Origin of the sequence: Bacillus sp. TH13 (assembly GCF_016651175.1) — a bacterium.
In the GTDB taxonomy this organism is placed as follows: domain Bacteria; phylum Bacillota; class Bacilli; order Bacillales; family Bacillaceae_G; genus Bacillus_A; species Bacillus_A thuringiensis_S.
Genome location: NZ_JAEKEJ010000025.1, coordinates 1,157,880 through 1,169,668 on the forward strand (window position 1 = coordinate 1,157,880; position 11,789 = coordinate 1,169,668).

Below are 11,789 nucleotides of genomic sequence, written 5' to 3' on the forward strand. Positions count from 1 at the left end.
ACCCCCATGTTTGAAATTTCATATGTATGAAACTGAGGGAATAACCCCTCAGTTCAAACCGTTAGTCAAATTAAAATATTCTAATCATTACATCTTTCCGAAAAAATCAGACTTTTGAAAGCGTATTTTCACTATCGAAATAGTGTTTTTCGCTTATCTTTGTGCAATTGGAACATACACTTGATGCGTTGGTCCATTATAATCAGCACGCGGACGGATTAAACGGTTGTTTTCATATTGTTCTAGAATATGAGCTAACCAGCCTGACATACGGCTAATTGCAAAAATAGGTGTAAATAAGTCATGGTCAATTCCTAGACAATGGTATACAGAAGCTGAATAGAAATCAACATTTGGTGGAAGACCTTTTTCTTTTGTTACAATGTCTTCAATTTTGATAGACATATTATACCATTTGTCTTCTCCTAAAAGCACGCATAATCTCTTAGACATTTCACGTAAGTGTTTTGCACGTGGATCACCCTGCTCATACACACGATGGCCAAAGCCCATGATTTTCACTTTATTTTGAAGAGCATTATGAATATATGACTCTACATTTTCTTCTTCGCCAATTTCAGTTAACATCTTCATTACATTTTCATTTGCCCCACCGTGAAGAGGACCTTTTAATGCACCAATTGCTGCTGTAATACCAGAATATACATCTGAAAGTGTAGCTACGCAAACACGTGCAGTAAATGTAGAAGCGTTTAACTCATGATCTGCATGAAGTACAAGCGCCTTATCAAAAGCTTCAATTTCAACTTCATTTGGCTCGCGATTATTTAACATGTACAAGAAGTTTGCAGCTAATGATAAATCCTTTCTTGGCTCAACAATATCTAAACCTTTACGGATTCTCGCGTAAGCAGCAACTAAAGTTCCCACTTGAGCCTGTAATTTAACCGCTTTCAAATAATTAGACTTTTCATCCATAATTTCAGCGCTCTCATCGTATAATGATAGCATGGAAATTGCAGTTCGTAAAACAGACATCGGATGTGCAACTTTTAAATCTACTTGTTTCAAATATGTTAAAATCTCACCTGGAACTTTATAGTATTCAGATACAATTTCATTAAATTCCGCTAGTTCTTTTTCATTAGGAAGCTTGCGGTGCCATAATAAGTACACTACTTCTTCAAACGTAGCATTCTCAGCTAAATCATCAATATTATACCCAACATAAGTTAATGTATCATCAATAATAGAGCTCACAGATGATGTTGTTGCTACTACCCCTTCTAAACCTCGAATAACAGTCATGACATTCTCTCCTTTTCCTGAAAATTCTCCCAACCTTGCTCCTTATATCTATTTGCTCCCCTTATGAATTATGAACGCCCGTTCACTCTTTAGGCAAGCAAAATGCACGATCATGCAAATTTGTTGCGATGTTCCCCTCTTATTGTCCATTGTTTACATGGAAAGCATGAGCGTGAATGTCTCCCCGAATCCTCACGCTCAAAACAACAAGTTAGTGAGGAAAACACATTCCGAAGAGTTTTATGATAAAAACAACATAAAACAATATCATTATAAAATTGTTTTATGTTGTTTTTATTTTATCTGGTGTAAAGTCTCTGCTGTTATGTAACTTTTCAAAGTTTCTAATCCTATTATAAACAATTATCTGACTTTTGTGAACAGAAAGAATTCAAAAATTTTATATTACTATAAAATTCCTTATTTAAACATTTGTATAATACTCATAACCGCATAGGCAATTCCAGCCCCAATTAACGGACCAACAGCAACCCCATTAAATAACGCAACCGCTATAATTGTCCCAAAAACAAGCGCAGTTGTAATATGAGGATCCGTTGTCAACAATTGCACGCCGCCTTTCGCTAACAAAGCGACTGCTACACCTGAAGCTAAAGCAATCCACGCATAATACGATTTCGCCGCTTCTCCAAGTTGTTTAAAACCTATTTCCCCCGTCGCAATCGGTACTAGCACCGCTATTGTAATGACCGTTACACCTAGGTTAATTCCTTTCGTTTGTAAATAAGGAAAGACCTTATCTCCTAAAAACGTAAATTTGAATAGAAATAACACACCAATAGCTACAGTAAGCGATTGGTTTTTAGCAATAAGTCCTATAATAAGTAGTATGAATAAAAATAACGTTGACTGACTAATCATGTTTACACTTCCTTTCTGAAAATAATGAACTCATTTCAAAACAAAAATACCTTTAAACCTATCGTTATACATGCTATACAGATGCCTATTTATCGATAACACCTTCAATTTTTTATACATTTTAAAATTTAAAAAAGAGACTTTCACCAAAAAAATTTAAGCATGTATACATTTTTGAAAACAGTCGTCTCTTCTTTCTTTTCTAATAAGAAACAGGTAAAATAAAAAGAAGAGAAAATGAAGTTTTTACCATATAGTAGTAGCATCACCAATAGGCTTTCACAGCCATTCATATACCGAAAAAAGCAGGCTAAATCCATCATTCCACTATAACATAAAGTAACACTTTGATCAGTTGGGCATCTTCCACTAATTATTAGCCTTCATCAATTGGGCTTTGGCGGGAGATTTACTGCCGATAAAGTGAGACTTTAATCAGCAGAGCACGTTAGTTATAAGTTGAACGAATTAGGATAATCCAAATCGGAATGGGAGGTATACATCTTTGAACCGAAACTTACTATATACGATATTGCGACTCATATTTGTCATTGTAGCAACGATAGCTGGGTTCTATGTATTACTATACATGTCAGGGCTTATCTATCCTTTTATTATCGCTTTTGCATTTGCTTATTTGATTAATCCTGTCGTCAATTTCCTTAATCAAAAACTACAATTTCCTCGCGCACTAGCAGTACTCGTTAGCTTAATTCTCGTATTTGGAGCTATCGTTGGACTTGTTACATATCTTGTGACTGAAGCAATATCTGCCACAACATACTTACTCCAACTTGTTACAGTAAAGTTTCCGGATATCGTTACATTCGCTCAGCAATTTGCACTTAATCATATTATGCCTCTCTACGATGATTTAATCTCTAAATTTAATCATCTTGGAGAACCACAGCGCTATACAATTACACAAAACATTCAAAACTTAGGAACAGAAGCAACAACACAAATGAAAGAACTTTTAACCGCCATTATAAGCGGATTAACGAATTTCATTAGTGCACTGCCAACAACGTTAACTGTCCTTGTATTCATTTTATTAGCCACTTTCTTCATTAGTTACGATTGGCACCGTCTTGCTCAAAAAGCAAGAAAATTACTACCAAATCGTGTACATGGCTACGGAAAAACTATTTTTGTCGACTTAAAAAAAGCTTTATTTGGTTTTGTGAAAGCACAACTTACACTCGTATCTATGACAACCGTCATTGTACTGATCGGCCTTTTAATATTACGCGTACCATACGCCATTACTATTGCGATTATTACAGGAGTTGTAGATTTACTACCATATTTAGGAACAGGCGCAGTCTTCGTTCCATGGGTTATATACGTATTTTTCACTGGCGATACCGCATTCGCCATTGGTCTTCTCATTTTATACATCGTCGTGATTGTCCAAAGACAAATTATGGAACCGAAAGTGCTTTCATCTAACATCGGTCTCGATCCATTAGCAACACTCGTCGCTCTATTTGTCGGCTTTAAGCTTTTTGGCTTTTTAGGATTAATCATCGGCCCAGTCACCTTAGTACTACTTAATACATTACACAAAGCTAATGTCTTCCATGACTTGTGGAAATATATTAAAGGTTCACCTTCAAAATAAAAGTTTCTAATTCATATAAAAAACAAGCTGTAATCAGTGGGAATTTCCCACTGATTATTCCTTTCACTTATTTTTTCACACTACTCACATGTAACAAGAGTATTACCCAAAAAAGGATAATCCTCTTGTTTTTTTGCATAAAAAAACACATTTTCTAATCAAAAATACATTTTTATTCTATTTTATCTATATTTATTACTTACATTTATTACTTTTTATGTAAATGAATAAATATACAAAATAGCATAGAATAAGGCTTCAACTACAATCCTCGCCTTTTATATGAATTCTTTACACCAATCGTTCATTTATATACGAAAGCAAAACTTTAATTTAGCTGCATTTCTCTCCATCTTATTCATCCAAATTAATAGCACTTAAAAATCACACGTTTAATAGAAGCACAACAAGAGTTCAAACGAAAATTATATAGCAAATATAATAAGCGAACGTTTTGTTCATCCCCCACGCATCAGACACTTACGAGCAGCACAGCTTTGAGATAGAAATCCACCCCACAAACGGTGCGATAAAGCCAAACTTCAATCACAAAGTTCCTCTCCTCTTACAAGACAAAAAAATAGCACTTAGATCGTTATAATCTAAGTGCTATTTCTGAATGATAATAGTAGAGTTCTTTCTAAATTTCCATTCCATCCACTTCATAACAAGCGGCTTCAATAAAGCTCTCGTAATAGGGATCACGCATATAAACCCTAGCACATCTGTCACATACCCAGGAAGCACCAAGAGAATACCTCCTACAAATACAAAAATACCATCTAGTACTGCCTCACCTGGCATTTCCCCTCTATTCAACTTAGATCGAATTTCTCCAAGCACTTTAAATCCTTGTCTTTTCGCCAAATACACACCTACAACACCTGTAAATACAATCATAGCGAACGTAGACCATAATCCTATTACATGACTTGATCCAATTAAGACCGTAATCTCAATCGCCGGTATTAAAATAAACAAGAATAGTAACCACTTCATAGTTCTACACCTCTCTCTCAACTCACTTTTAACGCCCTCACAACGCCTATATACATCATATGAAATATAGATACCCTTTCATATTAAAACCCATAACAAACAGCTTTCAAAAGCAATTCTAGGCATTTTAAGCTAATTCCATCTCGTTTTTGTGTAAAAAAAAAGAGAAGGACTCCGATCCTTCTCTCCGTATTACTTATAGCACTTCCGCATGTCCATTATAAACAATTCCGCGTGCTGCATCAACTGTTACTTCTTGGCCATTTTTTAAAGTTACTGTTACGCCGCTTACACCAACGATAACAGGAATACCGATTGATACGCCTACAACAGCCGCATGGCTTGTTAAGCCACCTTCTTCTACAACTAAAGCAGCAGCTTTTTCGATTGCAGGAATCATATCTTTATCAGTACTTGTTGTAACAAGGATATCACCTTCGTTTACGTTCGCTACAGCTTCAGCAGCTGTTTTTGCTACAACTACTTTACCTTTTGCAGCTTTACGACCGATTCCTTGTCCTTTAGCAACTTCTTCACCAACAACGTGGATTTTCATTAAGTTTGTTGTACCAGTTTCAGCAACTGGAACACCAGCAGTAATTACTACAGTATCTCCAAGTCCGATTAGACCTGCATCCATACCTGTTTGAATTGCTGTATCTAGCATTTCGTCAGTTGAAGCCGCGCGCTTCTCAGCCATAAATGCTTGTACACCCCAAACAAGCGCAAGACGACGCCCTACTTGCTCGTCAGATGTTACAGCTACGATTGGAGATTTTGGACGGTATTTAGAGATCATTTTCGCAGTATGTCCACTTTCTGTTGGAGCTACGATTGCAGCTACATCAAGAGCAAGTGCTGTATGCGCAACAGATTGGCTAATTGCATCTGTAATTGTTGGAGTGAACTCTTTAATACGTTTTTTGAACATATCTTCGTATTGTAATGATTTTTCAACACGTACTGCAATGTTAGCCATCATTGTTACTGCTTCTACCGGGTATTGACCAGCAGCTGTTTCACCTGAAAGCATGATTGCATCTGTACCATCGAAGATTGCGTTAGCTACGTCACTTGCTTCCGCACGAGTTGGACGTGGGTTACGTTGCATAGAGTCTAACATTTGTGTCGCAGTAATAACTGGTTTACCTAACACGTTACATTTTTTGATTAGACGTTTTTGTACTAATGGTACTTCTTCTGGTGGAATTTCTACACCCATATCACCACGAGCTACCATTAAACCGTCAGAAACTTCTAAGATTGAATCGATGTTGTCGATACCTTCTTGGTTTTCGATTTTTGGTACGATTTGGATGTATTGAGCGTTATGCTCTTCTAATAATTCACGGATTTCTAATACGTCAGACGCTTTACGTACGAATGAAGCTGCGATGAAATCAACTTTTTGCTCGATACCGAAGATGATATCTTTTACGTCTTTTTCAGTGATACCAGGAAGCTTAATGCTTACGTTTGGTACGTTAACACCTTTTTTATTTTTCACAGTTCCGCTGTTAAGAACTTTTGTACGGATGTTTCCATCAGCTTTTTCGATTACTTCTAGTTCGATAAGACCGTCATCGATTAGAATGCGAGAACCTGGGTCTACATCGTCATAAAGACCAGCATAAGATACAGAGAACTTCTCTGCAGTACCTAATACTTGCTCAGTAGAAAGAACTACTTCTGCACCTGTTACAAGCTCAGCTTGTCCGTCTACGAAGTCGTGAGTACGGATTTCTGGACCTTTTGTATCAAGTAAGATACCAACTGTTTTACCAGTTTTCTTTGAAGCTTCACGAATGTTTTTAATACGAGCTCCGTGCTCTTCATGGCTACCATGAGAGAAGTTTAAACGAGCAACGTTCATACCTGCTTCAATTAATTGCTCTAATTTTTCAATACTTTCACTAGCAGGACCTATAGTACATACAATTTTAGTTTTACGCATATTGCACCTCCGAAAATTATGAAACCGTTCCCAAATATCCGACATTACGCCGATTAGATGGATAATTCTTTAGATAATTGATACATATCTTTATCGATTGTATGCTTTTGAGCTAACGCTTCGATAATATCATGATCAACAAGTTTGTTATCTTGAATACCTACACAACGTCCACCTCTACCAGCAATTAATAATTCAACTGCTCTTGCGCCAAGACGACTTGCTAATACACGGTCTTGTGCACTTGGTGATCCGCCACGTTGTACGTGACCTAATACAGTTACACGAGTATCAAAGTTTGTTGCTTCTTCAATGTGCTTACCGATGTCAATTGCACTTCCAACACCTTCAGCTACAACGATAATACTGTGTTTTTTACCACGTTCACTACCGCGCTTCAGACGAGCGATAACATCATCCATGTCATACTCTTCTTCTGGAATTAAGATTGTTTCTGCACCATCAGCTAAACCAGCCCATAATGCGATATCACCAGCGTGACGTCCCATTACTTCGATAACATATGTACGTTCATGAGATGTAGCTGTGTCACGGATTTTATCAATTGCATCAATAACAGTGTTTAAAGCTGTATCGAAACCAATTGTGAAGTCTGTTCCAGGGATATCATTGTCGATTGTACCTGGTACACCAACACATGGGAATCCTTGTTCAGTTAATTTTTTAGCGCCTTGGTAAGAACCATCTCCACCAATAACAACAAGTCCTTCGATACCATGTTTCTTTAATTGCTCGATACCTTTTAGTCGTACTTCTGGATCTTTAAACTCAGGACATCTTGCTGTATATAATTTCGTACCACCGCGGTGGATAATATCGCCAACAGAACCAAGTTCTAATTTTTCAATGTGACCAGAAATTAATCCAGCGTATCCATGGTAAATACCATATACTTCAATATCATGGAAAATCGCTTTACGAACAACTGCACGAATGGCAGCATTCATACCAGGTGAATCTCCACCACTTGTTAATACACCAATACGTTTCATTTGTACTCACCTCATAAAGATTATTTGCCTTATAATAAAATAACACGAAAAAATATAAAAACACAATGGAGAAGATGTGTCTTTTCATAATAAAAACGTGCATTCGCGAAGAGGAACGCACGCTTTTATTATTTTATCCCAATGGAAGCGTTTGAAAACGAAACTTGCCCAATTTTCATATATTTTTCATAACGTTTTTCGATTAATTCATCTTTCGAAATTTCGTTTAATTGTTCAAAAGTTTTTCTAATCATTAAGTCTATATTTTCTGACTGTTTCAAAAGATTACGGTGAGCTCCACCTTTTGCCTCTGGAATAATTTCATCAATTACACCTAATTCTTTCAAATCTGCTGCTGTAATTTTCATTGCCTCTGCAGCTTCCTTTGCTTTTCCTGCATCTTTCCAAAGAATTGCCGCTGCACCCTCTGGTGTAATAACAGAATAAGTGGAATTTTCTAGCATATGAATGTAATCTCCAACTCCAAGGCCCAGCGCACCGCCACTACCACCTTCACCGATAACAATACAAATAACAGGTACAGTTAAACCTGCCATTTCAAATAAATTGCGGGCGATAGCTTCACTTTGACCACGTTCTTCAGCAGCTTTACCAGGATAAGCCCCTTTCGTATCAATAAAACAAATAATAGGACGATTGAACTTTTCCGCCTGCTTCATTAAGCGTAATGCTTTTCGATATCCTTCTGGATGAGGCATTCCAAAGTTACGGCGAATATTTTCTTTCGTATCTTTTCCGCGCTGATGCCCAATTACAGTTACAGGCATCCCTTTATATTTCGCAATGCCGCCGACAATCGCTGCATCATCGCCAAATAGACGATCTCCATGACATTCGAAAAAATCAGTAAATAAGTGCTCAATATAATCGAGCGTTGTCGGTCGTTCTGCATGACGAGCAATTTGAACACGGTCCCATACTTTCAGATTACCGTATATATCTTCCTCTAAATTTTCTAGCTTGTCTTCCAAAATACGAATCTCCTCACTGAAGTCCATCTGGCTGTTTTTCGTATAGTCTTTCAGTTCACGAATCTTATTTCTTAGCTCAACAACTGGTTTTTCAAATTCTAGCTCTGCCATACAGCCATTCCCCCTCCTTGATGAACTTCTAAAATCTTGCGAAGCGATTCTCTCATATCATCACGATGCACCACCGCATCTAATTGACCATGATCTAGTAAGAATTCTGCCGTTTGGAAATCTTCCGGTAGTTTCTCACGCACCGTTTGTTCAATTACACGTCTACCAGCAAATCCGATAAGTGCACCTGGTTCTGCAAGATTATAATCACCAAGTGAAGCGAAACTCGCTGAAACCCCGCCCGTCGTCGGGTGAGTCATAACAGAAATAAATAATCCTCCTGCATTACTATGCTTTTTCAAAGCTACGCTTGTTTTTGCCATTTGCATTAAACTTAATATACCTTCTTGCATACGGGCACCACCCGAAGCAGTAAAGATAATAAATGGAACTTGTAAGTCGTACGCCTTTTCAACCGCACGGGCGATTTTCTCTCCTACTACAGAGCCCATGCTCCCCATTCGAAAACGAGAATCCATTACTGCAACAACAACAAGCATGTCATCAATTGTTCCTTCACCAGTTACAACCGCTTCGTTCAATTCAGTCTTCTTACGATCGCTCTCTAGTTTCTCTTCATAACCTGGAAACTCGAGTGGATTTAATGAAACCATTTCTTTGTCATACTCACGGAATGACCCTTCGTCCAATATACTATCAAGACGTTCCCATGCATTCATAGGATGATGATATCCACAATTCACACATACTTTTAAATTTTTTAGAAGTTCTTTCGTATACATGATTTTTTTACATTCCGGACATTTTGTCATAACGCCATCTGGTACATCTTTTCGTACTTGTTCTGAAGGTATTGCAGCGTACTTTTTCTTTTTCACGAATAAATCTCTTAGCACAATTTGACCCCCTTCGTTGAGAGCTAAGGTTAGCGTAAGAAGAAAATGGGGCTAACACCAAAGTTTGATGTTAGCCTTATCTTCTCAATCTGTCTAATAACCTCACTCTTTACGTTTAACTTTAACCGCTACGCGGTAGAATGTTTGTCATAACGTGTCATGGTCATTTCGACAAATTTTATACATTACGAGTGAAACTGTATATTCTCTACTAATTCATCGTAAATTTTTAGTGCATCATTTTCTTGTTTTTCTTCCAAAGTAGCATAAAGCTTTCTATACATATCGATAGAATCTCTTGAAACTTTACAAGAAAGAGTTGCTACGTAATCATTTACGATCATCCAAATGCGATATAGTAAATAATTATCGACTTGTTCAATAAGTGTTTTAAAGAACGTTTGATGAAGCGTTTGGATTGAGTTTTCATTTCCTTCAAGTACTTGGTGTAATCTACTTAGTACTTTAGAAAATGTTTCTTTCGGTAAATTACATACAATTCGAATCATATCTTTCTCAAGCAATCGTTTCGTTTGTAATAAATCACGAATTGTTTTCTCATCTTGCAGTAAGAACGGAGCAATTAATTGTACAAGGCCGTTATCATAAAAGTTTCGAATAAACGTCCCTTCACCACGTCTCGTTTCAATCAATCCTACCAGTTCTAAAGCACGCAATGCTTCTCTTACAGAGGAACGTCCTACGTTTAAGCGTGAACTTAACTCACGCTCAGACGGCAAACGATCCCCCGCTACCAATCCATCCTCTTCCATAATGGAACGGATTTTTTTTACAATTTCGAGATATACTTTTGTATTTGATGATGTCAATGGAAATTCCTCGCTTATTCTTTACCAATCAGCGCTAATTGTTTTGTTTTTTCAGCGATCTCATTTGGATCTACTTGACGGCGAGCTACTCCTGTCTCCATTGCTGCTTTTGCAACGTAAGCCGCTACTTGAGGCGCTACACGCGCGTCAAATGGTGCTGGAATGATATAGTCTGCATTCAACTCATCTTCTGCTACAAGCTCAGCAATAGCCTGTACAGCTGCCATCTTCATTTCTTCGTTAATTTGTGTCGCATGTACGTCAAGTGCACCGCGGAAAATACCAGGGAACGCCAGTACATTATTTACTTGGTTCGGGAAGTCAGAACGACCTGTTCCAACAACAGCTGCGCCCGCTGCTTTTGCCAATTCTGGCATAATTTCTGGAACTGGATTTGCCATTGCAAAAATAATCGCATTGTCATTCATTGTACGAACCATCTCTTCTGTTAATGCACCTTCTGCAGATACACCAATGAATACGTCCGCACCTTGTACAACATCAGCTAAAGAACCTTCTATACGATTCTTATTTGTATATTTTGCAACTTCATCCTTCACCGGATTCATACCTGTAGGACGACCATCATAGATTGCCCCTTTACGGTCACACATAATAATGTCGCGTACACCATAGCGATATAAAAGTTTAATAATTGCAATACCTGCTGCACCTGCGCCATTTGCGACAACTTTAATGTCAGACATTTTCTTTCCAACTAATTTCAGTGCATTTACAAGACCTGCTACTGTTACGATAGCTGTTCCGTGTTGATCATCATGGAAGATAGGAATATTTGTTTCTTTTTTCAAACGCTCTTCAATAATGAAGCAGTTTGGTGCTGCGATATCTTCTAAGTTAACGCCGCCAAAAGTTGGCTCCATTAATTTTACAGTTTCAACAATTTTATCTACATCGTTTGTATTTAAGGCAATCGGGAATGCATCTACACCAGCAAAGCTCTTGAATAATACAGCTTTACCTTCCATTACTGGAAGAGATGCTTCAGGTCCAATGTTACCAAGACCAAGTACAGCTGTTCCGTCTGTCACAACTGCTACCATATTTCCCTTCATCGTATATTCATATACCTTACTTTTATCGTCATAAATTTCTTTACAAGGTTCTGCAACCCCTGGAGAATATGCAAGACTTAAATCTTTTGCATTTTCTACTTTTACTTTTGATACAGTTTCTAATTTTCCTTGATGCACTTTATGCATGTGAAGTGCTTCTTCACGAAGTGTTGACAAACTAT

At 37.5% G+C, this 11,789-nt stretch carries 10 protein-coding genes; 1 reads left to right on the top strand and 9 read right to left on the bottom strand.

Annotation, left to right across the window (positions count from 1 at the left end):
- Positions 1 to 153: 153 nt before the first annotated feature.
- Together citZ and JFU02_RS14235 are read right to left on the bottom strand one after the other, a co-directional pair.
- Positions 154 to 1,302, bottom strand: coding sequence for a citrate synthase (gene citZ / locus JFU02_RS14230; protein WP_003307960.1), 1,149 nt, complete (start codon positions 1,300 to 1,302; stop codon positions 154 to 156).
- Between the two features lie 387 nt (positions 1,303 to 1,689).
- Positions 1,690 to 2,151 carry a DUF441 domain-containing protein gene (locus tag JFU02_RS14235; protein ID WP_000625504.1) on the bottom strand — a complete coding sequence of 154 codons (462 nt, stop codon included), beginning with the start codon at positions 2,149 to 2,151 and terminating at the stop codon, positions 1,690 to 1,692.
- 505 nt (positions 2,152 to 2,656) lie between these two features.
- Here JFU02_RS14235 and ytvI point away from each other — a divergent pair.
- Positions 2,657 to 3,775: a sporulation integral membrane protein YtvI gene (gene ytvI, locus JFU02_RS14240; RefSeq protein WP_001081402.1), complete on the top strand. Its 1,119-nt coding sequence runs from the start codon at positions 2,657 to 2,659 to the stop codon at positions 3,773 to 3,775.
- 609 nt (positions 3,776 to 4,384) lie between these two features.
- Here ytvI and JFU02_RS14245 read toward each other — a convergent pair.
- From JFU02_RS14245 to ystJ, 7 genes are all read right to left on the bottom strand, one after another.
- Positions 4,385 to 4,774 carry an FxsA family protein gene (locus JFU02_RS14245; RefSeq protein WP_097888539.1) on the bottom strand — a complete coding sequence of 130 codons (390 nt, stop codon included), beginning with the start codon at positions 4,772 to 4,774 and terminating at the stop codon, positions 4,385 to 4,387.
- 196 nt (positions 4,775 to 4,970) lie between these two features.
- Positions 4,971 to 6,728 (bottom strand): pyruvate kinase, encoded by a 1,758-nt coding sequence (gene pyk, locus JFU02_RS14250; protein WP_098838546.1) that lies wholly within the window; start codon positions 6,726 to 6,728, stop codon positions 4,971 to 4,973.
- Between the two features lie 53 nt (positions 6,729 to 6,781).
- On the bottom strand, positions 6,782 to 7,741 hold the full coding sequence (gene pfkA / locus JFU02_RS14255) for a 6-phosphofructokinase (RefSeq protein WP_000821158.1): 960 nt from the start codon (positions 7,739 to 7,741) through the stop codon (positions 6,782 to 6,784).
- A gap of 128 nt (positions 7,742 to 7,869) precedes the next feature.
- Positions 7,870 to 8,844: an acetyl-CoA carboxylase carboxyl transferase subunit alpha gene (gene accA, locus JFU02_RS14260; protein WP_086405843.1), complete on the bottom strand. Its 975-nt coding sequence runs from the start codon at positions 8,842 to 8,844 to the stop codon at positions 7,870 to 7,872.
- Positions 8,832 to 9,701: an acetyl-CoA carboxylase, carboxyltransferase subunit beta gene (gene accD / locus JFU02_RS14265; RefSeq protein ID WP_000942858.1), complete on the bottom strand. Its 870-nt coding sequence runs from the start codon at positions 9,699 to 9,701 to the stop codon at positions 8,832 to 8,834. Before accD ends, accA begins: the two co-directional genes overlap by 13 nt.
- A gap of 185 nt (positions 9,702 to 9,886) precedes the next feature.
- On the bottom strand, positions 9,887 to 10,531 hold the full coding sequence (locus JFU02_RS14270; protein WP_061666064.1) for a FadR/GntR family transcriptional regulator: 645 nt from the start codon (positions 10,529 to 10,531) through the stop codon (positions 9,887 to 9,889).
- Positions 10,532 to 10,545: 14 nt separating this feature from the next.
- On the bottom strand, positions 10,546 to 11,754 hold the full coding sequence (ystJ, locus tag JFU02_RS14275; protein ID WP_161114790.1) for an NADP-dependent malic enzyme: 1,209 nt from the start codon (positions 11,752 to 11,754) through the stop codon (positions 10,546 to 10,548).
- Positions 11,755 to 11,789 lie beyond the last annotated feature (35 nt).